This is a genomic window from Afipia clevelandensis ATCC 49720 (genome assembly GCF_000336555.1).
GTDB classification, from domain to species: Bacteria; Pseudomonadota; Alphaproteobacteria; order Rhizobiales; family Xanthobacteraceae; genus Afipia; species Afipia clevelandensis.
In genome coordinates, this window is the sequence record NZ_KB375281.1 from 1,840,240 (window position 1) to 1,863,929 (window position 23,690).

18 protein-coding genes are annotated in these 23,690 nt (G+C 64.0%); 11 read left to right on the forward strand and 7 right to left on the reverse strand.

Annotated elements, in window-relative coordinates; genetic code table 11:
• Positions 1–175: 175 nt before the first annotated feature.
• On the reverse strand, positions 176–688 hold the full coding sequence (gene msrB / locus HMPREF9696_RS08865) for a peptide-methionine (R)-S-oxide reductase MsrB (RefSeq protein ID WP_002712646.1): 513 nt from the start codon (positions 686–688) through the stop codon (positions 176–178).
• 169 nt (positions 689–857) lie between these two features.
• Entirely contained in the window at positions 858–2,258 is a 1,401-nt protein-coding gene (locus HMPREF9696_RS08870) for an NAD(P)/FAD-dependent oxidoreductase (RefSeq protein ID WP_002712647.1), read from the reverse strand.
• A 152-nt stretch (positions 2,259–2,410) separates the two neighbouring features.
• On the opposite strand from HMPREF9696_RS08870, the gene HMPREF9696_RS08875 reads away from it, so the two are divergent.
• Both HMPREF9696_RS08875 and HMPREF9696_RS08880 read left to right on the forward strand, forming a co-directional pair.
• A complete protein-coding gene (locus HMPREF9696_RS08875) occupies positions 2,411–2,944 on the forward strand; it encodes a SixA phosphatase family protein (protein ID WP_002712648.1) in 534 nt (177 codons plus the stop codon).
• 77 nt (positions 2,945–3,021) lie between these two features.
• Positions 3,022–3,447, forward strand: a complete 426-nt coding sequence (locus tag HMPREF9696_RS08880; protein ID WP_002712649.1) for a universal stress protein — start codon at positions 3,022–3,024, stop codon at positions 3,445–3,447.
• A gap of 161 nt (positions 3,448–3,608) precedes the next feature.
• On the opposite strand, the gene HMPREF9696_RS08885 is transcribed toward HMPREF9696_RS08880, so the two are convergent.
• Positions 3,609–4,232, reverse strand: a complete 624-nt coding sequence (locus HMPREF9696_RS08885; protein WP_002712650.1) for a hypothetical protein — start codon at positions 4,230–4,232, stop codon at positions 3,609–3,611.
• Positions 4,233–4,342: 110 nt separating this feature from the next.
• Here HMPREF9696_RS08885 and HMPREF9696_RS08890 point away from each other — a divergent pair, with 110 nt between their 5' ends.
• Entirely contained in the window at positions 4,343–4,777 is a 435-nt protein-coding gene (locus tag HMPREF9696_RS08890; protein WP_002712651.1) for a hypothetical protein, read from the forward strand.
• A gap of 64 nt (positions 4,778–4,841) precedes the next feature.
• Here the strand turns inward: HMPREF9696_RS08890 and HMPREF9696_RS08895 are convergent, their stop codons facing one another.
• On the reverse strand, positions 4,842–5,348 hold the full coding sequence (locus HMPREF9696_RS08895; RefSeq protein WP_002712652.1) for a YciE/YciF ferroxidase family protein: 507 nt from the start codon (positions 5,346–5,348) through the stop codon (positions 4,842–4,844).
• Between the two features lie 391 nt (positions 5,349–5,739).
• Here HMPREF9696_RS08895 and HMPREF9696_RS08900 point away from each other — a divergent pair, with 391 nt between their 5' ends.
• Both HMPREF9696_RS08900 and HMPREF9696_RS08905 read left to right on the forward strand, forming a co-directional pair.
• Positions 5,740–6,798, forward strand: a complete 1,059-nt coding sequence (locus HMPREF9696_RS08900; protein WP_002712653.1) for a lysylphosphatidylglycerol synthase transmembrane domain-containing protein — start codon at positions 5,740–5,742, stop codon at positions 6,796–6,798.
• 98 nt (positions 6,799–6,896) lie between these two features.
• Complete coding sequence (locus HMPREF9696_RS08905) at positions 6,897–8,900, forward strand: SGNH/GDSL hydrolase family protein (RefSeq protein WP_002712654.1); 2,004 nt, start codon at positions 6,897–6,899, stop codon at positions 8,898–8,900.
• A gap of 129 nt (positions 8,901–9,029) precedes the next feature.
• Here HMPREF9696_RS08905 and HMPREF9696_RS08910 read toward each other — a convergent pair whose 3' ends face one another.
• On the reverse strand, positions 9,030–10,058 hold the full coding sequence (locus HMPREF9696_RS08910) for an NAD(P)/FAD-dependent oxidoreductase (protein WP_002712655.1): 1,029 nt from the start codon (positions 10,056–10,058) through the stop codon (positions 9,030–9,032).
• A gap of 183 nt (positions 10,059–10,241) precedes the next feature.
• Here HMPREF9696_RS08910 and HMPREF9696_RS08915 point away from each other — a divergent pair, with 183 nt between their 5' ends.
• From HMPREF9696_RS08915 to HMPREF9696_RS21250, 5 genes are all read left to right on the forward strand, one after another.
• A complete protein-coding gene (locus HMPREF9696_RS08915) occupies positions 10,242–10,685 on the forward strand; it encodes an acyl-CoA thioesterase (protein WP_002712656.1) in 444 nt (147 codons plus the stop codon).
• Positions 10,686–10,777: 92 nt separating this feature from the next.
• Positions 10,778–11,746: an AraC family transcriptional regulator gene (locus tag HMPREF9696_RS08920; RefSeq protein ID WP_002712657.1), complete on the forward strand. Its 969-nt coding sequence runs from the start codon at positions 10,778–10,780 to the stop codon at positions 11,744–11,746.
• The gene (locus tag HMPREF9696_RS08925; RefSeq protein ID WP_002712658.1) at positions 11,743–12,693 is read left to right on the forward strand and encodes a helix-turn-helix transcriptional regulator; all 951 of its coding nucleotides are present in this window, start codon (positions 11,743–11,745) and stop codon (positions 12,691–12,693) included. The genes HMPREF9696_RS08920 and HMPREF9696_RS08925 overlap by 4 nt, the downstream gene beginning before the upstream one ends.
• A gap of 364 nt (positions 12,694–13,057) precedes the next feature.
• Positions 13,058–15,751, forward strand: a complete 2,694-nt coding sequence (locus HMPREF9696_RS08930; protein ID WP_002712659.1) for an autotransporter family protein — start codon at positions 13,058–13,060, stop codon at positions 15,749–15,751.
• A 10-nt stretch (positions 15,752–15,761) separates the two neighbouring features.
• Positions 15,762–16,034 (forward strand): hypothetical protein, encoded by a 273-nt coding sequence (locus HMPREF9696_RS21250; protein ID WP_002712660.1) that lies wholly within the window; start codon positions 15,762–15,764, stop codon positions 16,032–16,034.
• Here the strand turns inward: HMPREF9696_RS21250 and HMPREF9696_RS08940 are convergent.
• Both HMPREF9696_RS08940 and HMPREF9696_RS08945 read right to left on the reverse strand, forming a co-directional pair.
• Complete coding sequence (locus tag HMPREF9696_RS08940) at positions 15,976–16,296, reverse strand: 2Fe-2S iron-sulfur cluster-binding protein (protein WP_002712661.1); 321 nt, start codon at positions 16,294–16,296, stop codon at positions 15,976–15,978. The two genes, HMPREF9696_RS21250 and HMPREF9696_RS08940, sit on opposite strands and share 59 nt — an antisense overlap.
• Before the next feature lie 94 nt (positions 16,297–16,390).
• Positions 16,391–16,768: an Hpt domain-containing protein gene (locus tag HMPREF9696_RS08945; protein ID WP_002712662.1), complete on the reverse strand. Its 378-nt coding sequence runs from the start codon at positions 16,766–16,768 to the stop codon at positions 16,391–16,393.
• Positions 16,769–17,164: 396 nt separating this feature from the next.
• Between HMPREF9696_RS08945 and HMPREF9696_RS08950 the strand changes: the two genes are divergently transcribed.
• A complete protein-coding gene (locus tag HMPREF9696_RS08950) occupies positions 17,165–22,318 on the forward strand; it encodes an apolipoprotein A-IV repeat region-like domain-containing protein (protein ID WP_002712663.1) in 5,154 nt (1,717 codons plus the stop codon).
• Positions 22,319–23,690: the final 1,372 nt, after the last annotated feature.

The following is a 23,690-nucleotide window of genomic DNA, read 5'->3' on the forward strand; positions in this document are numbered from 1 at the left end:
TCCAGCTTCAATCCGGGCGGCCCGCCGGTGCCCAAAAGTCACGGCCGCAGTCGAAGTGGAGTTCGCAAGCGCCGTGCCAACAGCGTTTGCTATGTAAAATCAACGCCTTAAATGAAATGCCCCGGCCAGATGACCGGGGCACAATTGCCTAGCGGGGCAAGAATTGCCGGATCGCTCAGGTCGCGCCGCCTTCGGCCGGCTTGAAGGTGAGAGCCAGCCCGTTCATGCAGTAGCGCAGGCCGGTCGGCTTCGGCCCGTCATCGAAGACGTGACCGAGATGGCCGCCGCAGCGCCGGCACAAGGTCTCGGTGCGCACCATCATGAAGCTGCGATCGGTCTTCTCGAGAATGGCATTGGGCAGAGCCTGATAGAAGCTCGGCCATCCGGTGCCGCTGTCGAACTTGGTCTCCGACGCGAACAGCGGCAGATCGCAGCCCGCACAGGCGAAGGTGCCCTTGCGCTTTTCCTTGTTCAGAGGGCTGGAGAAAGGCCGTTCGGTTCCCGCTTCGCGCAGCACATTATACTGGGCGGGAGACAACTGCTTCTTCCACTCCTCCGGCGTCTTCTCGATCTCGAATTTCTCGGTGGATTTTTCACCGGCGCTGGCGCTGCCGAGGCCAAGCCAGCGGAAGGCCGAAAACGCGGCGAGAGACGTCGCGGATGCGAGCAGGATACGGCGGTCGATCATGGTCAAGGCTCCGTGCACATCGGAAAACAGGCTGTCCATCACGATCTACGGCCCCTGTCGCCAAAAGTTACGCCGGTCTGGCTGTAATCCGGCTCACGTTCGCGCGAGGCCCGGACCGCGACGGATATGCTTGCCGAAATAACCCCGGGATCCCGGACTTATTCGCCACTCACGTACCCGGCCCGCGCCGTTCTTCATGCATCGCCGCCGACGCCTGCTGCCGCGCAAATGACGCCTGCGCCTTCGCAGAGGCGATCCGGGCTTCGCGGGCCTCCTCGCGCGCCAGTTCCCGCGCCTGCGCCCGCTCCCGGTACCGCGACAGCGCACCGGCTGCCGCGGAATGCCCCCGTACCCACATATCAATCGCCTGCCCGGCGATACGCCCCGCCGGACCGCCGGCCCAGACCAGTTCAAACGGCGAGAACAGCCGCCAGCGGTCGTCGCCGGCAAGAATGCTCCGCGCCACAAGCTGGCCGCCCATCGCTGTCGTATTCAGACCCTGACGCCCGAAGCCGCTGAGAACCCAAAGTCCCGGCTGTATCTCGCCGATCTGCGGCATGCCGTGCACGGTCTGGCCGAACATGCCGCTCCAGCTCTCCGCGATGCTCACCAGTCCCAGTTCGGGGAATGTCGCGGCGATACGATTCTGAATGCGCTTCACATAATGCTTCGGATCGCCCTGCCATGTCGTCTCCGGACTGGACCAGAGCAGACGGTCGCCATCGACAACACGAAAATGATCAATGCCGTGACTGTCGATCACCGAGCCGCGAAACGCGACGGTGTGCAACAGTTGCGTGCCGAGCGGCTCGGTCAACACCGCATAGCGCCAGGTCGGCAGCAGCGTCGCGGTCAGCCGCTGGCTGGGCGCGCCGAGATGTGCGTTGCCGGCCAGCACGACATGGGTGCAGCGCAGTTTCGCCGACGGCGTGAACACACGCTTGCGGATGCCCGCAGGGTCGATGCTGACCACCGGCGTGTCCTCGAAGATGCGCACACCCGCGCTCTCCGCGAGCGCCGCGAGGCTCCGCACATAGGTCCGCGCGTCGAGCTGGAACGCCTTGGGAAAATGAATCGCATGGAAGTAGCGATCCGTTTTCAACACCTCGCGCACGCGGTCGACCTGCCAGCCTTCGATCTCGGTGCCGAAATCCTCGCCCATGGTCTGCAACTGGCTGATGAGTTCATCGCCGGCATCGACAAGGGAGACGTCCAGCGCGCCGTCGGTCAGCGCGATGTCCGGCATCGGCGCCGCCGTCTTGCGGACGTAGTCCGCGCCATCCTGCGCCAGCGTCCACAACTCGCGCGCATCCTCGAAACCGACGCGCTCGATCAGATCGGACGCAGGCACGCCATATCCCGGCATCACGGTCCCGAGATTGTGGCCGGACGCATTCCAGCCGATGCTGCGGCCTTCGAGCACAACCACGCTCGCGCCGAGGCGCGCGGATTCAAGCGCCGCCGTAAGGCCCGCCAATCCGCCGCCGATCACGCAGATATCGACATCGAGATCGAAGGTCAGACCCTGGCGTGCAGGCGCGCCGGTGAGATTTTCAGAAGATTCGTCCATACCTGTTCCGGAAATCGCAGACCGCGGCGGTTGTTTTCTGGGTGTAACGGTACTCGCGCCCGTCACAGGTTCTGCGTAAGCTTGTACACTATTCCGCGCCGCGAGTGGACCCATGCCACAGTGGACAATGTTTTCCCGAACGAGATGACCGTATGCGCCGCCTGATCCTGCTTCGCCATGCCAAGACCGAGCGGGATGCCCCTTCGGGCAAGGATCAGGATCGCCGGCTAGACCAGCGTGGTCATCACGACGGCGCGGAGATGGGCCGCTGGCTTGCGGCTGAAAATTACCGGCCGGACCTCGTGCTGGTGTCCACGGCAACACGGACGCGGGAAACCTGGGAGCTGGTTCGTACCGCGCTGCCAGCGGTCAGCGCGCGTCACCTGCCGGAACTGTATGGCGCCAGCCCGTCAGACCTGTTGCGGGCGATTCACGGCGCGGCGACGGCCGACCCGAAATGCCTGATGATCATCGCACACAATCCCGGCCTGCATGAACTCGCACTGGCGCTGATCGCCGGCGGCGATCCTGCGGGACGGCGCGCGCTGGACGCCAACCTGCCGACCTCCGGCGTCGCCGTGATCGACTTCAAGATCGACGACTGGGACGATATCGGCTTTCGCGGCGGTCAACTCGCACGCTTTGCCAGCCCCAAGCTGCTGAGAGAGGAATCGGGCGAAGCATGATGCCTGCGGCAATCGGGCGATCTTGCATCCCGCCAGCCGTGACTTCATCGTAGGCCCTCCAGCACACGGAGAGACCGATGTTCCAGTCCATCCTCGTTCCGATCGACCTCGCCGACACCGACCTCGCAAAGCCGGCCATCGAGACGGCGGCCTCGCTGTCGACGTCATCCGGGGGCATGGTGCGGCTGGTGAATGTGATGCCGATGACACCGGTCATGCTGGCAGAATATGTGCCGCCGGATTTCGACGCCCAGCAACGTCAATCGGCTGAAGAAGCTTTAGCCATCGTCGCACGTGAATCCGGCATCGAGAGCCGGCGCATCTCGATTGTGGTGCGGCAGGGCGGCATCTATCACGAAGTGCTGGAAGAAGCCGCGGATATCGGCGCCGACCTGATCGTGATGACCTCGCACCGGCCGTCGATGCAAAGCTATTTCCTCGGCTCGAACGCCGGGCATGTCGTCCGCTATGCAAAATGCTCAGTGCTTGTGGTCCGGCACTGACGTACCGATCAATGTGCGTGACTGACTTCTCTCCGGGATGCGCCTCGGCTATGGTCCGCGCGCCGCCAATGATCCCCATCATCAGGCGGTAAGGTTTGGCCGGGCCGGCCAACGACGCCCGGCCGAGCTGAACTCTTCAACCCGCTTACGGCAAAACGTCCTTACGGCAAAACGTCCTTGGGCAACGCCTCGAACGTGTAGCCGCGCGGCTGGTTGCGGCGCATGAAGCCGCCGATCTGCCAGCCGAACAGCGCGGCGAATCCGGCCAGAAACAGCACGCCGCCATACTGTCCCATCATCATCGCCCGGATCATCAGGCCGAGCATCGCGGCCCCGACAAGGGCCGTCATCACCAGCCCCGCCCAGTAGATCGCGGGATTGATTCCAACCACCAGCACCGCCTTGCTGTTGATCGCAGCCAGACGGCGGTGGAGTTCGAGAATGAATGCGCGATAGCCGTCATCCTGCGGCGACATCAGCGCCACGGTGTGCCAGGTGGTGGAATAAATCGACACGCGCTCGCCGCGTGTATCCTCGATATCGGCGCGGAAACGCCGCGACTGCATCGACACCGGACGATAGGACAGGCGGATGGCGGCGATCTTGTCCAGCGGCCAGAGCCCGTGCTTTCCCTTGACCTGCCAGGATAGTCCCTGATCGGTGAGATCGAATTGCCACGCGCTGCCGACCAGCGACGGCTTGAACACATAATGTGTGCCGTCACCATCCGTACCGGTTTCACCCGCGCTGTCGCGCGGGCCGGTCTTGAACATCTGCGCGAGCATGAAAATCCTTCAATCGGCACTACACGTTCTGGCCACCGCAAGGCGGCTTGCGCGGCGGCCTGCAGCTATCCTACAAGTCATACCAGCCCGCTGCGCCCGGACAAACCCTGATGGCCACGCCCGCCTATTTCTCCCGCCATATCGTCCTCGCCGGGTCCATCCTGTTTGGCGTGCTGCTGGCGCTCGGCATTCACATCATCATCCAGCGCTTCAATCTCAATCTCGGTGACCTGTGGCGGACCGACATTCCGGAGCTGATTCCGGCGCGCGCCGCGCTGGCGTGGTGGCTGGTCGGCGGCGTCGCTTTTCTCGCAGGCTATATTTCGGCATCGCTGATGAACAACGCGGTCTCGGGCCGCGTCTCGCTCCGGCTGCGCCAGTTCCTGATCGCGGTTGGCGTGATCATGCTGGCGGCCGCAGGCCAGGCGGCGTCCGCCCCAAGCCCGATCCCGACCCTGTCCGGCGCGCTGGCCGGTTTTGTCGCTCTTTGCCTCGGCGCGGTGATGGCGCTTTGCGGCGCGCAATTCGCGCTGCGCAGGGGCTGACGCGCAAACGCCGCGCGTACTGGCGCGGCGTTTTGTCTCACAACATCAAAGGTCAGGCGACGACCTAGCTTGCGGCCTTCAGGTTGATTCCGCTTTCGGCCAGCTTTGTCAGCTTCTGGTCGGTCGCCTTTTCCTCGTCGAGAGTCTTTTGCAGCACGGATGCGCAGTCGTTGCGGCCGAGCCGCTTGGCCCATGTCACCAGCGTGCCGTAGCGCGTGATCTCGTAATGCTCGACAGCCTGCGCCGCGTTGATCAGCGCTGCATCGAGCACCGACTTGTCGTCAACCTCGCCGGCGACCTCATCGGCCTCCTTGATAATGCCGTCGATCGCCGGACAGGTCACCGCCTTCGGCTCGACGCCATGCATCTGGAAGACCTGCTCCAGCCGCGCGACATGAGTCTTGGTCTGTTCGAGATGACTGAGAAAACCCTGTTTCAGCTCATTGTCGTTGGCTTTTTCGGCGAGTTTCGGAATCGCCTTCACCAGTTGCTTCTCGGCGTAATAGATGTCCTGAAGCTGGTGCACGAACAGGTCGTCCATGGTCTTGATATCTTTTGTAAAGAGTCCCATCGCGGTTATCCTTGGTTGCTGAATTTTCTCGAAGGCGCTGACGCGGCTCGGTCAGCGCGTGATCGGGATCGCGGGTCTAACCGCAAGCGCCCGCTGATGTTCCTGAAAATCCAAGCCCGGGTATCGGTATCGCCAATGGGCGGATCGGCCATGCATGGGCTTTCAAACAGCCGCCTCGTTCCCCACATCAGGCATGCCGGATCACAGCCGGCCAATGTGAAAGGCAGATGACGGCCGTTCGCCTCTGATTTGCCAGTATTAACTGCCATTCGCGTTGCAAAATCGCCCTATTTTCCGCCCGACGGATTTCGCGTATGAGTACCGCCGCAGCCGCTTGCTCACTGTCGCCTCAATCGGCTTTTATGGATTTTGCGCCCTGCCGGGAGGACGAATGCAACAACTGTTGAGCACGCTCGGGCGTGTGTTCAGGGAACGAATTGGCTGGAAACGTGTCGGGATCGTTGCCAGCCTGATCATCGTGACCATCGCGATCATGCACCTGTTCCGCACCCTCAAGGGCGTGGACACCGCAATCGTGCTGACGGCGCTTGCCGAGAAATCGCATGGCCAGATCGCGCTGGCGGCGCTGTGCGTGCTCTGCGCCTTCTTCACCCTGACGTTCTATGACCTGTTCGCGCTGCGCACCATCGGCAAGATGCATGTGCCATACCGGATCGCCGCGCTGTCGAGCTTCACCAGCTACACCATCGGCCATAATATCGGCGCCACGGTTTTCACCGGCGGTGCGATCCGTTTCCGCATCTATTCCGACTGGGGACTGAACGCGATCGACGTCGCGAAAATCTGTTTCATCTCCGGCCTGACCTTCTGGCTCGGCAACACCTTCGTGCTCGGCATCGGCATGATCTGGCATCCGGCAGCCGCCGCGTCGATCGACCTTCTGCCCGAAAGCGTCAACCGGCTGATCGGCGTCGGCCTGCTTGCAGGTATCGGCATCTATCTCGCCTGGATCGCCACGGGCCACGGCCGCCGCCAGCTCGGCAAGGACGGCTGGATGGTCCATCTGCCGTCGGCGCCGCTGACCGTCCTGCAGATCGTGATCGGCGTGATCGACCTCGGCTTTTGCGCCCTGGCGATGTATCTCCTCGCCCCGTCCAATCCGGACCTCGATTTCGTGACCCTCTCGGTGGTCTTCATTCTCGCCACGCTGCTGGGCTTCGCCAGCCATGCACCGGGCAGTCTTGGCGTGTTCGATGCCGCCATGCTGGTCGGCCTGCCGATGCTGGGCAAGGAACAGTTGCTGGCCTCCCTGCTGGTGTTTCGCATCCTCTATTTCCTGATTCCGTTCGCCACCTCGATCACCATCATGGGAGTGCGCGAATTGTGGCTCAGTGTGATCCTGCCCTGGCAGCAGAGCCGGAAACTGCAGCCCGCGCCTGCCGTCGCGCAGGCGTCACAACAGCAGCAGTCCAAGCAGGCCGCGGAGTAATTCAGCGCACAAAGATGTGGCTTGTGGGGTGTCGGGAACATGCTTTACGTTCCCGGCGCACCCCACATTTTGGCCTTATCCATCGGCTTCAAACCAGCATGTTCCAGTTGCGCGCTATCCGTCCGTCGCTCACGGCCAAGCTTCTGGCTGCGTCGTTGTCATTCGCCGCGATCGCAGGCCGCGCCGATGCGCAAACCCAGATCGTCCCGCCGTCCGCGGCCCCCGCCGTGCAGCTTGCGACGGACATGCAGATTTCGTGGGAAGTCCGCAACCGCTTCCGCCTGTTTCGCGAGGAACGCGATTTCGCGCTTCAGGTGAGCGCCCTCGGCGGCCGCAGCATCCTTGCCGCCGAACAGTCGCTGGCCACGCAGAGTGACGGGCGCGGCTGGGCGCGCAACACCCTCGGACGCCTGTGCATCGACCAGGCCGGGCGTGTCAGCGAACCGTGCACCCGCGATGGCGTGAAGGAAAGCTACCTCACCCCGGTCGATCATCCGGTGACCGTGCGCCTGACCGGCGCCGTTCCGGTCGGCGCGACCTGCGCATGGACGTTCGAGGACGGCGATCCGCCGCGGCAATCGACGCTGGATTGCGCCGAACCGATTAACCTGCGTGTCCGCTATGGCCGCGCAACCCCTGTCACGGTGGACGTTTCGAGCGGACCTGATGCGCCGTTGCGCGTGACGACGCAGATCGCGGTGCGCGACATCTTTATCGCGGGCCTCGGCGATTCCATCGCCTCGGGCGAAGGGAATCCCGACAGGCCAGTCGTACTCTCCGATGACGGATTCTGTTTCCGCTCCTATCTCGGCGGACCCGCCGGCATGTATTTCCGGCCCGGCCGCGCCGGGTTCAAGGGCGCGCGCGCATGCGACACGTCTGACGGCTCCAGCCTGCAGAACTGGCAGCGCGCCGGCGCCCAGTGGATGAACCCGGCCTGTCACCGCTCGCTCTACAGCTACCAGACCCGCATGGCGATTGCGCTCGCCGCCCAAAATCCGCAGATCGCGGTGACCTATCTGCCGCTCGCCTGCACCGGCGCGACGATCGCGGAGGGTATGTTCAGTTCGCAACGCGCGCGTGAATGCGTGGTCGGCAAGAACGGCCTGAGCTGTCAGGGCACGGTCAACGCGCAGATCACGGAACTGCGCGAAGCACTGAGCGCGGCGGCAAAGCGGCAACCCGAGCGGCAACTCGATCTTGTCCTGCTGTCGATCGGCGCGAACGACATCGACTTCTCGGGTCTCGTCGCCGACGTCATTGTCGAGCGGCAAACCGAGCGCGCGCTGTCACGGCGCTCCGGCGTGCTGACATCCGTCGACGAAGCGCGCAGCATCTTGCAGACCGGCCTGCCGCGCGATTTCAACAAGCTGCGTCAGGCCCTCAAGCCGCTTGTCGGCGGCGACCTCGCGCGCGTGGTGTATGTCGCATACGCCAATCCCGCGCTGGTGAACGGAGCGCCCTGCCCCGGCGGTCGCGGCGGCTTCGACATTCATCCCGCCTTCAACGCCGATCCGCAACGCCTCGCCGAAGTCACCAACTTCGTTCAGAGCGAATTCCTGCCGCAGATCAGAAATCTCGCGCTCTGCAGCGGCGGCGTCTTGTGCGGCGATCAGGCCCGCGACCGCATGACCTTCGTCGATCAGCACCAGGCTGCGTTCGCCAATCACGGCTTCTGCGCACGCTCGGAAACCGATCCGGCATTCGACCGCGAATGTTTTTCCGCAACCGGCGAGAGCTTCGTCAACGACATCGTCAATGCCGCGAACAATCCGCTGGTCTGCGGCGCGGGCGCCAGCGACTTCCGCGCCTATTCGCCCCGGGCGCGCTGGGTGCGCGACGCCAACGACAGCTACTTCACCGCGATGACCTATCCGCAGGCGCAGAAGGCGCCGACCAACCAGCCCGGCGACATTCACGACGCCACATGGGGCGTCCTGTCGGCCGTCTATGGCGGCGCGATCCATCCGACCGCCGAGGGCCATGCCGCGATGGCGGACGCGGCGCTTCCCGCCGCGATGAGCGTGCTCGGCCTTGGATTGACGGAAGCGCCGGTGGTCAGCGAACCGCTCTCACCGGCGGCACAACAGCGAGCACAATAGTATCAGTTCGTCATGGCCGGGCTTGACCCGGCCATCCACGACTTTCTTCTTCATTGGCAAAGACGTGGATCACCGGGTCAAGCCCGGTGATGACGACTGTGATTATTAAAACCGCGCAGCCAGCCCGCCTCAATTCACCCCGAGCTTCTTCTGCAGGCTCGAGGATGAGGTCGTGTACTGGAACACGACGCGCTTGTCCGGGAAGACATAGCGGCTGGCCTTCTGCGCCATCAGCGCGCCTTCATGGAAGCCGGAGAGAATGAGCTTCAGCTTGCCCGGATAGGTGTTGATATCGCCGATGGCGAAGATGCCGGGCACGTTGGTCTCGAACGCTTCGGTATCGACCGGGATCAGATTGCTTTCCAGATTGATGCCCCAGTTCGCGACCGGGCCGAGTTTCATCGTCAATCCGAAGAACGGCAGCATGGTGTTGCAATCGACCTTGAAGGTCTGGTTGTCATTGCCCTTCACCACTGCGCCGGACAGCATGCCGTTCTCGCCTTCGAGCGCGGTCACCTGTCCAAGCTTCATATCCATCTTTCCGGCCGCGACCAGCGCGCGCATCTGATCGACGCTATGCGGGGCGGCGCGGAAATCGTCCCGGCGGTGCAGCAGCGTGACGCGCTTTGCGATCGGCTGAAGATTGAGAACCCAGTCCAGCGCGGAGTCGCCACCACCGACGATCAGCAGGTCCTTGCCGCGGAACTGCTCCATCTTGCGCACGGCGTAGAACACCGAGGTGCCCTCATAGGCCTCGATGCCCGGCACCGGCGGACGCTTCGGCTGGAACGAACCGCCCCCGGCCGCGATCACCACCACCTTGGTCTCGAACACCTTGCCCGCGTCCGTGGTCACGCGGAACAGCGGATCGCCGATCTTCTCGACGCTCTCGATCATCTCGTTGAGATGGAAGGTCGGATTGAACGGCTTGATCTGTTCCATCAGCGCGTCGGTGAGGCCCTGTCCGGTCACCATCGGAATCGCCGGAATGTCGTAGATCGGCTTCTCGGGATAAAGCTCCGCGCACTGGCCGCCGAGCTTGTCGAGGATGTCGACCAGATGCACCTTCATGTCGAGCAGGCCGAGTTCAAACACGGCGAACAGGCCGCAGGGGCCAGCGCCAATAATCAGGACATCGGTTTTGATCGGTTCGGTCATGGTCGTTCCGGCTTGACTGGAAAGAATGGGCGGGCGGGAAGCGGAGAATGCCGCTTTTGAGGGCATTGTCTAACGAAGTCAGCCCCTTGGGGGAAGCCATATTCCGCGCCTGCCCGGCCCTCCGGCGGCTTGTGAGGCGGCGACGTTTCCCGCTATGCAGAACGCAAACCGGAGACCCAAGACGTGGACGCACCGACCCGCCCCAAGCGCCAGTTCAAACTCGCGAACTATCCGTTTCAACTGACCGACAATGTCCGCTACGGCGACCTTGATCCGAACAAGCATGTCAATAACGGGGTCTATTCCACCTATTTCGAGACCGCCCGCGTCACCCTGCTGCGCAGCGGTGACCGCGGCCTGATGCCGAAAGGCCTGAGCTGGATGCTGGTGCATCTGGCCATCGACTTCCGCGCCGAAATGCACTGGCCCGGCAGCTTTGAACTCGGCATCGGCGTGACCAAGCTCGGCCGTACCTCGGCAACTTTCGAGCAGGTGGTGTTCGCCGGCGATGTCTGCACCGCTTCGGCCGAGGCCGTCACGGTTCTGGTGGACGCGAAGACCCGCAAGCCGGCGCCGCTGACGCCCGACATCATCGAACGGTTTGAGCCGTGGATGCTTCGCTCCTGAACAGTCACCTTGCCGTGATTGCTGTTGCCGCCGGACCCGTCTGCCTCTAAAGCTCCAGACGGAATTCCGAGGCAAACGGACCGTATCCGTCAATGCTCACCTTTTCGACCGACGACCTGCGCCCGCACGAGCGGTTCGATTACTGGTGCGAAGTCCGCGCCCGCAACCTGTTTGGCGTAACCATTTCCCTGAGACAGGAGGAGCGTCAGCACTTCCGCGGACGTTTCACGGCACTCCCGGTCGGCGGCGCCACCCTGAGCCAGATGCAGGCAACGCCCTACAGCGTGTGCCGCGGCACAGACGACATTTCCCGCGCATCGAGCGACAGCCTGTGCATCTATCAACAGACCGGCGGCGCGAGCTGGTTCAACACCCAGAACGGCACTGAATTCGTGGTGCGTCCCGGCGACCTCGCGATCAGTCACACCGATGTGCCGTATTTGACCCGCCCGGCCACCGCCCACGGCTTCGATCTGCGCGTTCTGAAAATCCCGCTGGCTGGCCGCTATGTGCGCGCGCAGGGGACGCTTCGCTTCGCGCCGTCGCCGATGCGCAACAATCCGCGCCTGTCGATGGTGATCTCCGCATCGTTCGCCGCGCTCGCTGCGCAGGCCGCCAAAAACCCCGAAGCAGATTGCGAGGCTGCGGTCGGCCATCTCGCGCAACTGGCGCTGCTGGCGCGCGGCAGCGTTTCTGCCAGTTCGACCGGCACCCGCGCCGCGCTCCGGTTCGGATTCCTGCAGGCGGCGCGCGACATCCTCGCGCGCGATCTGCACCGGCCCGGCCTCTCCCCGGCCAACGTGGCCGAAGCGCTCGGCATTTCGGTCCGGCAGCTCCACATCCTGTTCGAGCCCACAGGCGAGAGTTTTTCGCGCACACTTCTCGCGATGCGGCTGGCGGAAGCCTGCCAGCTGCTGCGATCGGCTCCGGGGCTGACGGTGACGGACATCGCCCATGCCTGCGGCTTCGATAGTCTCGCGACCTTCTATCGCGTGTTCCGGATCGCCCATGGCGCGACGCCCGGCGACATCAAGGCCGCCGCGCTTCGGGGCCTGTCGTGATCAGCTTTTCAACCGATGACCTGCGCCCGCAGGATCGCTTCGATCATTGGTGCGAAGTGCGCGGCAAAAGTCTCTTCGGCGTCACGATAGAACTGGAGCGCGAGCGCCGCGCCGATTTTCACGGCCGCTTTTCAGCGGTCCCGATCGGCAGTGCGGTTCTTGCCGAGATGACCGCGTCGTCCTACCGCGTGGGCCGCACGCCTGCCGATATCGCGCGCGTCTCCAGCAACAGCCTGAGCATCGGCTACCAGATCCGTGGGCCGGGCGTTGTTGATCTCGGGCGCGGCCGGATTCATCGCATTCGTGAAGGCGACTTCACTGTCAGCCATTCCGACCAGCCGTTCATGGGTACGCCGGAACGCACGGACGGTTTTCATTTCCGCACGCTGAAGATTCCGCTGACCAGCGATATCCTGCTGGACGCGCGCGCGCACGATCTCGCGCCCGCCGCGCTTGAGGGCAACACGAAACTCACGCGCCTGATCGCGGCGATGTTTGCCGCGCTGTCAGACCCGCGCGAACCCGCCGCATCGCCCGAAGACGACATCCGGCATATCGCCCGGCTTGCGCTGCTGGCGCGCCAGCGGCTGTCGCCGGGATTTCCCGAGAGCCGCGCAGCGCTGCGCGCCGGATATCTCCACGCGGCACGCGCCATCATGAAGCGCGATCTGCATCGCACCGATCTGACGCCCACATCGGTCGCCGCCGAACTCGCGGTCTCGCTGCGTCAGGTTCATGTGCTGTTCGAGCCGACGGGATTTTCGTTTGCGCGGACCCTGACCGCGATGCGCCTGAAGGAAGCCCGGCGGCGGCTCGAAGCGATGCCCGCACATTCGGTGGCGGATATCGCTTATGCCTGCGGCTTCGACAGCATTGCGACGTTCTACCGGGTGTTCCGCTCGACGTTCGGCATGACGCCGGGCGATGTCCGCGCGCTCGGTGCCTGACCCTGCGCCGTCGCTCCCCGCGCGAAAAATCAATGAGTGTGCGCGGAATGAGAAGACGGTATTTCGCCGGCATGCGACATTGCTGATCGAAGCTGCAAGCTCCGCGTCAGGGCAGACTTGCTCACGGCTTTCATCACGAAAACATGCTCGCTTGACTGTTTCAGCGGTCCTTTCATCACCTAAAAATTTCCCCTTTCTCTCATTGTGACCCGGGAGCCACGAGTCTGAAAAGATTCGGCTTTTCCGCGCCTCATTGAAGGCAGTCTGCGCGCAATGAGACGACGGCCATTCCCCGATCTGCCACAGGTCCGCGAGGGAACGTTTGCCGCCCGGTTGGCGGCAGAGCGTATGCGACAGGTGGGGAATGGCGGGCGTTGGACGAGTTGCGGCGATCAAGCGAGCCGCGGTCGCGCTGCTGGCGGGTGGCGTTCTGGCGATCTCGGCCACGGCAAGCGCATGGGCGTCCGCAGGCTGTGATGCCATCAACAACGGCGAACTCGACCTCTCTGCCTCCACCTCGACACCGATGGCCTCACGCACCATCACCGGCAAGCGTTTTGCCCCCGGCGACGTGCTGACCACCACATCCCGCACCAATGACGGCTCGCTGAATCTGGTCTACCTGGTGTTCACGGACGGCAGCCAGGGGAGCGCGCAGCGCACCAATCCTCCGAACTTCTCCACCTTCACGCTGACGGCTGCAGGCAACGAGTCCTCCATCATTGCCTACATCTACAACAATGGCGCGGGCGGTGCATCGAACTGGATCACGGTCACCTGCACACCGGGACCGGCCAATGCCAGCCTGACGGAGATTCAGAGCAGCGGAAGTCCGAGCATCGCCGGGCAATCGGTGACCTTCACCGCCACCATGACCGGCACCGCATCCAACGGCACCCCGAACGGTACGGTGACCTTCGACTTCGGCGATGGCACCGCAGCGACGCCCGTCACACTCAGCGGCGGCACGGCCTCCATCAGCCATACCTATGCGACAGCCGGCAATAAAACCGTAACTGCGAACTATGGCGGCGATGGCAGCAACTATGTCGCAAGCTCGGCGAACATGACGCAGACCGTCAACAAGGCCACCAGTTCACCTGGTCTGAACATCACGCCGTCGCCCGCTGTCGTGGGTCAGGCATCGACATTTTCAGTGACGGTAACCGGCGCGTCGGGCGTGCCGACGCCGACCGGCACGGCCACGATCAATTTCGGCGACGGCTCATCCAACGCCGTTCTCACCTTGAGCAGCGGCACGGCCAGCACCACGCACGCCTATACGCTCGGCGGCAACTTCACTGTAAGCCTGACCTACAGCGGCGATACGAACTATACCAACACAGCCCCGTCCACCTCTTCCCTCACGGTCAATGCCGGCACCTCGGGCACCAGCATCGGTTCAAGCGCCAATCCAAGTCCGTTCGGACAAACAGTGACGTTCACCGCGACGGTCACGGGCACGAATCCCACCGGCACGGTGCAATTCCTCGATGGTGCGACGCTGCTTGGTTCCGGAATTGTAGTGGCGGGCAGCGCCACCTTCTCGACATCGGCCCTGTCTGCGGGACCGCATTCCATCACCGCGGTCTATGGCGGCGACGCCAACAACAACGGCTCGACATCCTCCGCCCTGTCCCAGACCATCAGCCTGTCCACCACCACAACGACGCTGGCGTCGTCGCAAAATCCAAGTGACGTGGGCAAACCGGTGACATTCACCGCGAGCGTTACAAGCGGCGCCGGAGCGCCGACCGGCGGCACCGTCACCTTTATGGACGGCGCAACAACGCTCGGCAGCGCCAGCGTGTCTGCAGGCGTCGCGACACTCACCACCACATCGCTTGCGCTGGGCAGCCACAGCATCACCGCCAGCTTCAGCGGCAGTCCCGGCTTTACCAGCGGCACGTCGTCACCGCTGCTGCAGTCGGTCAACATTCCCGCGGACAGCCTCAAGCTGCGCGCGTTGCAGGCCATGGCCACGCCGATGGTCAGCCAGTTCTCCGGACAGGCCATCTCGGGCGCCATCGACAATGCGATCTCGGAAGGATTCAGCGACGGCGGCGGCTCGCTTGTCGCGCCGAACAATTCCGGCATCCGCTTCAACTTTTCCGCAGACAGCAGCGACGATCCAAAAGCGTCCTCGAAGGTCAGCTCCGCCGCGCCGTTCGGCACAGGCGCGGACAAATCCCGGGTCAACGATGCGTTCGGCGCCCTCGCCTATGCGGCACCAGCCAAAGCGCCGCCGCGCTTTGTGGAGCAAAAGGAGTGGCTCGGCTGGGCCGAGGTAAAGGGCGTTACGCTCGACCGCTCAGGCAACGGCACCGGCACTTCAGCGCTGCACGGCAACCAGATCAATGTAGTTGCGGGCCTCACACGCAAGCTCGCGCCGAACTTTCTGATCGGCGCGTTCGGCGGCTACGAGACGTTCGATTATCGTTCGGATCAATTGCAGGGACGCCTGAAGGGCGACGGCTGGACCACAGGCGGCTATCTCGGCTGGAAGATCACGCAGAAAATCCGCTTCGATGCCGCCGTCGGCTATTCCGGCATCGGCTATGACGGAACCGCAGGCACCGCATCCGGGACGTTCAACGGCAATCGCTGGCTGGTGTCAGGCGGATTGACCGGCACCTATGAAAGCTACGGTTTCCAGATCGAGCCCTCGGCGCGCATCTATGCGCTGTGGGAGCACGAAAACGCCTACACGGACACGCTGGGAACGCTTCAATCCGCCCGCGACTTCTCCACAGGCCGCGCCAGTGCGGGCTTGAAGCTCGCCTATCCGCTGATGTGGTCGTCAATCGCGCTCGCCCCGTATATCGGGTTGTACGGCGACTACTACTTCAACGGCGATACGGCATCCGTTCCATCGGCAAGCCTCGCGACCGTGTCAGCCGTCGTTCTCGATGGCTGGTCGGCGCGGGCGGCGGGCGGCGTGAACGCAAAGCTCGGAAACGGTGCGCAGATTTCTGTGGGGGTGGAGCGTGGCGGCCTCGGCAGCAGCAGTGGCGTAGCGCTCTGGACTTACCGTGCCCGCGCATCAATGCCGTTCTGAGATCGCCGCCATGCAGGACCTGCCATCGTCGCTGGCCATCGCGCTTCGGCTCACCGCCGCGATCTGGATATTCGGTCTCGTTGCATTGCTGATGGGTGCGGACGGACGCATCGTCGCCGCGACATTCGTGGTCGGCGCGGCGACGGCGCTGATCGAATGGAGCATCGCGAAGAACATGACCGCACGGCCGGACGATACGTCCGCCGCGCCCGATGACGACGACTTTACGCCTGACGCTCGGGCGTCGACACCACAAGTCCGTCGAGTTCGGCGGTCACCTTGATCTGGCACGACAGGCGCGAATTCGGACGCACGTCATAGCCGAAGTCGAGCATGTCCTCTTCCATCGGGGTCGGCGATCCAACCTTCTCGCGCCAGGCTTCATCGACATAGACATGGCAGGTCGCGCAGGCGCAGGCACCGCCGCATTCCGCTTCGATTCCGGGAATCGCGTTGCGGATCGCCGCTTCCATGACGGTCGCGCCGGCCTCCACGTCCACGGAACGGGTGGTACCTGCGTGATCGGTGAAGTTGATTTTGACCATGATTGTCGAGCTGCCCGGATAATTCAGATTGAGCAGTCCTATAACGGGTCAGTCCCCGGGACGCCAGCACTGGCGGGGATAAAAGCGGCGCCGATCAGGACCGGTTCAGCATCCGCCCGATCGTTTCCCGGGCTTCCGCAACGGTCTCCTGAAGCCGCGTGATCGCGCTGGAGACATCGCCGCCGTTCTTCATGGCCGCCTCCAGCCCGAGAGCGGCCTCCGCGACGCGGAAAGCACCGATGGCCCGCGCCGAGCCTTTCAGCGTATGCGCCAGCGCGGCCGCATCCGGCGGCATGACCGTGAGGCGGGCGATGAGTTCGCCGCTCTGTGCGGCAAAAAGCGCGAGAACTTCAGCTTCGAGCGCGGCTTCCCCGAGCGTCATGCGCCCGAGATGCTGAACGTCGATAGCGGACTCTTCCGGGACCAGCGGCGGCGACGGCATCCAGTTCAAGTGCTCCAGATTGAGGGACATGACCACCCGTGGACTGCATGAGGGCGCCGGATCAACCGGCTGAAACACCCGCAGGCAATCACACCAATGGTTAACGAAACGTAGCAGCTATTCGCCACCATTTAGCCATGTTTTTGCCGTGCCTCCGCCCAGAAATACCAAAGTGCTTTTGAAAACTGTTGATTTCTGAAAGCGTTAACCCTCGCGGCGTTAACGATGATTAAAAATGAATTAACTCCTGCCATTTCATTCGACCAACCGAGCCAATAGGATGTTTGCGGAAGTGCGGGAGAACCGGCGGGACACATCCGCGGCATAACAGACTGTCAGCCGGCGGTATCGGGGCAACAATCAGACGGCGCGGCGCATGCCGCCAGCCATCTGCGAATGCGAAAAAAGTAAAGGCGTGCGGGACACATGGCAAAGAATCCGAAGGTCAAGGATCCAACCGAAGTTGCTCTTTCGGCGATCGAGGAAGCTCTGAACATGGGTGACCTGCCCCAGTCCGACAGCGGACGGGACAATGCCTTCAACGAGCCGTCGCTCGGCGCGCCAAGCCGCGGCGCGGACCTGCGCCAGCCGGATCTCGGCGCAGCGAGCTTCGACCGCCTGCCCGCCAACGACGACCGCGAGACCATCGGCAACATCCTGCAGGCCATCCAGAAGGGCCGCCCGCGCCGCAACGCCTATACCGTCGCCACGCTGTTCTCCGGCCTGTGGATCGCCGGCGTCGGCTTCATCGCCTTCGCCTTCCTGCCCGCCCTTGAAACCCTCATCGGTCAGGGCAGCGCGGGCGCGCTGGCAATGGTCGGCCTGCTCGCCGTCCTGGTCGCGCCGCTGCTGCTGTTCTATTTCGTCGCCGGCATGGCCTGGCGCAGCCAGGAAATGAGCATGATCGCTCAGTCCATGGCGCAGATGGCCGTCCGCTTTTCCGAACCCGAACACGTTGCCAACGGCGCCATCGTCAGCGTCGGTCAGGCGATCCGCCGCGAAGTCGCCGCCATGGGCGACGGTGTCGAGCGCGCCATCGCGCGCGCCGGCGAACTCGAAGCGCTGGTCGCCAACGAAGTCTCCTCGCTGGAGCGCGCCTACAGCGACAACGAAGTGCGCATCCGTGCCCTGCTGCAGGACATCGCGGTTCAGCGCGACAATCTCGTCGGCCAGGCCGAACAGGTCCGCAACGCCATTTCCGGCGTGCAGATCGACCTGCGTCAGGACATCGCCCTGATCAGCGACGCCATCGCTTCGCGCGTCGACGAAGTCGCCAGCAGCATCACCGGCGCGCTCGAGGAGCGCAGCGAACACATCACCCGCGCACTCTCCAGCGCCGGCGACAACATGATCATCGCGCTCGGCGAGCGCGGCGGCGACCTGCTCGACCGCCTCGAGGAGGCCTCGACCCAAACCGCCGCGAGCGTGCTCGACGCCAGCGAGAAGCTGACCGCCAGCCTCAATTTCAAGACCGGCCACGTCCATGAGGAATTCGCCGACCTCGCCGACCGCGTTCATGACTCGCTGAACGAGCGCCTCGACAAGATCACCGCCGAATTCGAGCAGCGCTCGACCGGCATTGTCGAAAGCATCATGACCCGCTCGGAAGACATCGTGACCAGCGTTTCGGACCGCACCGAGCGCATCTTCGACTCGCTGAAGAGCTCAAGCGACAACCTGCTGACGGAGCTCGACGCCCGCGGCGCCACCCTTTCCGAACAGATCGACGAAGCCGGCAACCGCCTGGCCGATCGCGTCCTGACCAGCGGCGACAAGGCCGGCGAGGCGCTCGACGCCACCATCAGCACGCTGGTGACGAAGGTCGTCAGCCAGACCGAAACCGCCCACGAGACCCTGAGCAACCAGCTCAGTCTGTTCGATGGCCTTGTGAAGGAACACGGCAACGAACTCGCCGAACGGTTCGCCCGCGACAGCGGCACCCTCGGCGCGCTCATCACCCGCCATATCGCCGAATTCGACCGCACCGTGAAGACCTATGGCGGCGAAATCGTCGAGCGCATGGGCGAGCATACCCAGGGCCTCGCCGACAATCTCAAGACCTATGTCGACACCTTCGACAACCGCGTCACCGCGCACAGCAACGATCTGCACGCGAAACTCGACCAGAGCCTCGGCGGCTTCAAGTCGGCGGTCGAAACCCGCATCGACGGCCTCGACAACACCCTGCTCGGCAAGATCAATGCGCTCGACGAAGTCGTCACCAACCGCACCAAGGCCATCGAGGAATCCTTCGATGCCCGCGCCGCCGCCTTCAGCGATACTGTGAGCGGCCGCGCCGCCTCCTTCACCTCGGTGATGGACGCCCGCACCAGCGCGTTCACCGACGCCATCGACAGCCGCGCGGTCGAACTGACCGCGAGGCTCGACAACCACACCGAGCTGCTCGCCCGCACCTTCGATAACCGCGTCGCAGAATTCACCGGCGCGATCGATAACCGCGCGCAGACCTTCACCAGCGCGCTCGGCGAGCATGCCGCCGAGGTCGCGAAGACCTTCGACACCCGCAGCGCCGAATTCGCCGAGGCTGTCGCCAACCAGACCGCGGCATTCAAGGAATCCATCGACTACCGCACCACCGCGTTCACCGACACGATCGACAGCCGCACCACCGCCTTCGCCGATCTGATCGACGGACGCACGGCGGCGATCACCGAACGGATCAACAACGGCGCGGAAGCCTTCACCACCGTCGTCGATGCCCGCACCTCCGCGATTACCGACGCACTCGATACCCGCGCGCAGGCCTTCGCCGATGTGGTCGATGCCCGCACCCATGCGATCAACGAGACGCTCGACGCCCGCACCGCGACCTTCGCGGACATCGTCGATACCCGCACCGCGTCCGTGGTGCAGACCTTCGACAGCCGCGCCGCGGCCTTCGTGGCGGTGGTCGAGAACCGCTCCGCGACCATTGCCGACGCGATGGAAGCTCGCGGCTCGCAGGTCATGAGCCTGATGACCACCGGCGTCGACACCATGGCCAGCGCCATGTCGGCCAAGGTCAAGGACATTCAGGGCAACCTGGAGTTCAACGTCGCCTCCCTCGCCTCAGACATCAGCGCGCGCGTCGCGCAGTTCGAGAACCTGCTCGACACCCGTGTCGAAGCCGCGGCCAACCGCGTCACCACCAGCGGCCAGCATGCCGCCGACGTGATCGGATCGCGCAGCGATGAACTGTCGCTGATCATCAAGTCGCGCACCGAGGAAGCCGAGCGCATGCTGACCGGCCTGATGGCCGACACCACCGCGACCATCCAGGGTGGCGCACGTGTCGCCCAGCAATCGCTCCTCAGCCTGTCGAGCGATGTCGGTAACCAGCTCAAGAGCGTCTCCAGCGAAGTCAGCACCGAGATCAAGAGCGCCTCGGCGGATGCCTCCTCGCAACTGCGCAGCATCACCGGCGATGTCGGCGGCCAGCTCCGCGGGATCACCGGCGAGGTCGGCACCCAGCTTCGCGACATTTCCGGCGAAGTCGGCGGCCAGCTCCGGGAGATTTCCAGCGAGGTGGGCACTCACCTGCGCGGCGTCTCCACCGACGTCAGCACCAGCCTGAAGGCCGTCTCCAGCGATCTGGAGCGCAGTGTCCAGATGGCTGCCCGCGAGGCCGAGAACACCCTCACCGTCGCTTCGACCGGTGCGTCGTCGCAGATCAAGTCCGCCTCCGCCGAGATCGAGCGCACCATCGCGGTGTCGACCGACCGCTTCGGCTCGGTGCTCACCGGCAAGGTCGAGGCCATTACCGGCGGCGTGCGCGAGCACACTGAACAGCTCGCGCAGCTTGTGGACAGCAAACGCAGCGCACTGATCGACGCGATCGCCGGCAAGGCCGCCGAAATCTCGGCGACCATCGGCAGCGCCGCGGATTCCGCGCTGAAGTCGATCGAAAACCATGGCGGCGCGTTCACCGTCGCGATGATGAACAACTCCTCGGATCTGGCCCGCCAGATCAACACTGCCAGCGAGATCGCCATCGGCGCCGTCAGCAAGTCGCTGAAGGACATCGACCAGACCTCGCGTGCGGCGATCGACCAGTCGCGTCAGGTGGCGACCTCGACCATCAGCGAGTTGCAGGAAACCTCGAAGATCCTGCGCACCGACACGCTCGCCTTGTTCGAGCGGCTGCGTGAAGGCAACATCCTGCTGCAGGAAGTGCTCACCGGCGCCCACGACAACCTCAACTCGCTCGAGCGCACGCTGGTCACGCGGGTTGCGGAGTTCGTCTCGACGATGAACGACGTCACCAGCCGCAACGGCGAAACCACCTCCACGCTGGAACAACAGCTCGGCGCGTTCACCGCCAAGACCTCCGGCGCGCTGGAAAACCTCAACGCCCTCTCGGCGCAGTTCGAGAGCCATGGCCGTGCTCTGGCCGAAGCCGCCCAGATGATCGAGAGGAGCAACGACCGCGCCAGCGACTCCGTCGCCGACCGCAACGCCATGCTCGAATCGCTGGTCTCGAACATCGACCTGCGCACCCACGACCTCGACGAGCGCCTGTCGCGCTTCACCAACCTGCTCGACGACTCGCTGGCCGCCGCCGAAACGCGGGCCCGCGACATCGCGCAGATCGTGGCGCAGACCGCCGGCTCCAGCTCGGCGGAAGTCAGCCGCCAGTTCGAGGCGGTGCGCGCCGCTGTCGAGGACGAGCGCCGCCAGACCTCGGAAGCCATGGCCGAACTTTACGACCAGGGCACCCGCGAGGCTGACAGCATGTTCCGTCAGGCTGCCGACAAGTTCGCCACCATCGTTCATGGCATGAAGCAGATGGCCTCCGAACTGCACAGCGAACTCGACGCCACCCGCGCCGAACTGCGCCGCGGCGTTCTCGAAGTGCCGCAGGAAGCCGCCGAGAGCACGGCGCAGATGCGCAAGGTCATCGTCGATCAGATCGAGGCGCTGGCCGAGCTCAACCGCATCGTCGCCCGCCACGGCAAGGGCCTCGACGTCGCCACTGGCCAGCGCGGCGGCCGCGAAGAGGAGCTTGCGATGGCCGGCCCAAGCCGGCAGGCGGTCTCGCAGCCTGCTCCGCGCCAGCGCGACATCGCCAGCGCATCCAACCTGCCCGCGCCGGATTTCGGCCCGGCTCCGCGCCGCACCGAAGCGCCGCCGGTCAGCCCCGTGAACAACGGCAACAACGACGGCTGGCTGTCGGACCTCTTGAACCGCTCGGACGATGACGGCTCGCGTGGCCGCGCCGCCCAACAGCCGCAGCGCCAAGCCGGCAACCCGCTAGAGGCGCTGTCGCTCGACATCGCACGGCTGGTGGATCGCGACCTCGCGGCCGAGATGTGGGACCGCTATCAGCGCGGCGAGCGCAAGGCGTTCTCCAAGCGGCTCTATACGCCGGCGGGCCAGAAGGCCTTCGACGAGGTCTCGCGCAAGTATCGCGCCGACCGCGCCTTCAAGCAGACGGTGGATCGTTACATCAACGAGTTCGAGCGCCTGCTGGATGAAGTCTCCCGCGACGAGCGCGGACCCGCAGCCCTGCGCGGCCACCTCGTGTCGGAAACCGGCCTTGTCTACACCCTGCTCGCCCACGCCGCGGGACGGCTGGGGTAAGGCTAAGACCTGAACCTAAATGCAAAAGCGGAGGCTCACGCCTCCGCTTTTTTGTTGTCGAGTTTCTGCTCGATTTGACGCGGTTCTCGCCAAACATACAATGTCGTCCCCGCGAAGGCGGGGACCCATAACCACCACACATCGTGGTGACGGCGTGACGGCTGCTCCGGCATCACTCTCAAACTGAAAACTCAGGGAGTATGGGTCCTGGCCGGAGCCTTTCATCGGACGGCGCTTTGCGCCGATCCGTTGGCCGGGACGACGGTTGAAAGATCACGCGATGCTCCAACACGCACAATCGTCATTGCGAGCGAAGCGAAGCAATCCACTCTTGAGGCAGAAAGATGGATTGCTTCGTCGGCTCCGCCTCCTCGCAATGACGGCACATTCTGAATCGTTGAATCGTCGTCCTGAGGTGCGCGCTTTTGCGCGCCTCGAAGGATGACGCAACCACCACAATTGTCGCCCCGGCGAACGCCGGGACTCATGACCACCAAGTCCGTGGTTGTGGCGGGAAGATTGCTCCAGCACCTCCCTCAAACCGATTCAGGGAGTCTGGGTCCCCGCCTGCGCGGGGACGACCGGACAGAGATTGCGTGCGAATCTTGCTCCGTCATTGCGAGCGAAGCGAAGCAATCCATCTGCTTCCTGCCGACAAAGAAAATGGATTGCTTCGTCGCTTCGCTCCTCGCAATGACGATGCGCTCTTGACATTCTCCATTCTAGGAATATAGTCCGTATTGTCCTGTTCACGAGGGGCGCTTCTCGAGGGCGCTTTGAAGCGGAGCAGGATGCGGCGCCTGCGCGCACGGTTCGCACCCGTTGCGTCCGGGAGGCGTGACGAGCCACGCTCGTCTGCGGGGTCACCGTCCGGGCCAACTACGTGGCTCTGCCGTTCGCGGCTGCACGAGATGGAGATGAAGGCAGCGAAAGCTGACCGGATCAGGGTTCGCCCGTCCCATCCGGAAGTACGGTCCCCTCGCCCAAAATCGCCGCGAATGGAGCGCCGTGAGGCGATGCGTTTCCGGACCAACATCGCTTCGCACGCGATGCCGGAAGCGAAACAAGACATTTGCGCCTCGCGGCGCTCCATGCCCCTCATTGTCGAGGGGCACAACGACAGCTCACCTCGCACGATTGAAGCGCGGGAGTGATGAGGCATGCGCGTAAATGAAGTGGCTGTTTGAAAATTGAATCAGGAAGTCGGTGAAGCATAGGCAGGTGCAACACCAATGATCATCATCACCGGGCTTGACCCGGTGATCCACGCCTTTGCGAAAAGTCCGAAAGGAAGACGTGGATGGCCGGGACAAGCCCGGCCATGACGACCTGTTCGTCGAGCGCACTCGTGCAACGCATCCGACGTCGTCCC

What these genes read in the sequence shown, in the direction of transcription:
- msrB (WP_002712646.1), bottom strand. Translation starts at nt 688, where the DNA reads ATGATCGACCGCCGTATCCTGCTCGCATCCGCGACGTCTCTCGCCGCG.
- HMPREF9696_RS08870 (WP_002712647.1), bottom strand. Translation starts at nt 2,258, where the DNA reads ATGGACGAATCTTCTGAAAATCTCACCGGCGCGCCTGCACGCCAGGGT.
- HMPREF9696_RS08875 (WP_002712648.1), top strand. Translation starts at nt 2,411, where the DNA reads ATGCGCCGCCTGATCCTGCTTCGCCATGCCAAGACCGAGCGGGATGCC.
- HMPREF9696_RS08880 (WP_002712649.1), top strand. Translation starts at nt 3,022, where the DNA reads ATGTTCCAGTCCATCCTCGTTCCGATCGACCTCGCCGACACCGACCTC.
- HMPREF9696_RS08885 (WP_002712650.1), bottom strand. Translation starts at nt 4,232, where the DNA reads ATGCTCGCGCAGATGTTCAAGACCGGCCCGCGCGACAGCGCGGGTGAA.
- HMPREF9696_RS08890 (WP_002712651.1), top strand. Translation starts at nt 4,343, where the DNA reads ATGGCCACGCCCGCCTATTTCTCCCGCCATATCGTCCTCGCCGGGTCC.
- HMPREF9696_RS08895 (WP_002712652.1), bottom strand. Translation starts at nt 5,348, where the DNA reads ATGGGACTCTTTACAAAAGATATCAAGACCATGGACGACCTGTTCGTG.
- HMPREF9696_RS08900 (WP_002712653.1), top strand. Translation starts at nt 5,740, where the DNA reads ATGCAACAACTGTTGAGCACGCTCGGGCGTGTGTTCAGGGAACGAATT.
- HMPREF9696_RS08905 (WP_002712654.1), top strand. Translation starts at nt 6,897, where the DNA reads ATGTTCCAGTTGCGCGCTATCCGTCCGTCGCTCACGGCCAAGCTTCTG.
- HMPREF9696_RS08910 (WP_002712655.1), bottom strand. Translation starts at nt 10,058, where the DNA reads ATGACCGAACCGATCAAAACCGATGTCCTGATTATTGGCGCTGGCCCC.
- HMPREF9696_RS08920 (WP_002712657.1), top strand. Translation starts at nt 10,778, where the DNA reads ATGCTCACCTTTTCGACCGACGACCTGCGCCCGCACGAGCGGTTCGAT.
- HMPREF9696_RS08930 (WP_002712659.1), top strand. Translation starts at nt 13,058, where the DNA reads ATGGCGGGCGTTGGACGAGTTGCGGCGATCAAGCGAGCCGCGGTCGCG.
- HMPREF9696_RS21250 (WP_002712660.1), top strand. Translation starts at nt 15,762, where the DNA reads ATGCAGGACCTGCCATCGTCGCTGGCCATCGCGCTTCGGCTCACCGCC.
- HMPREF9696_RS08940 (WP_002712661.1), bottom strand. Translation starts at nt 16,296, where the DNA reads ATGGTCAAAATCAACTTCACCGATCACGCAGGTACCACCCGTTCCGTG.
- HMPREF9696_RS08945 (WP_002712662.1), bottom strand. Translation starts at nt 16,768, where the DNA reads ATGTCCCTCAATCTGGAGCACTTGAACTGGATGCCGTCGCCGCCGCTG.
- HMPREF9696_RS08950 (WP_002712663.1), top strand. Translation starts at nt 17,165, where the DNA reads ATGGCAAAGAATCCGAAGGTCAAGGATCCAACCGAAGTTGCTCTTTCG.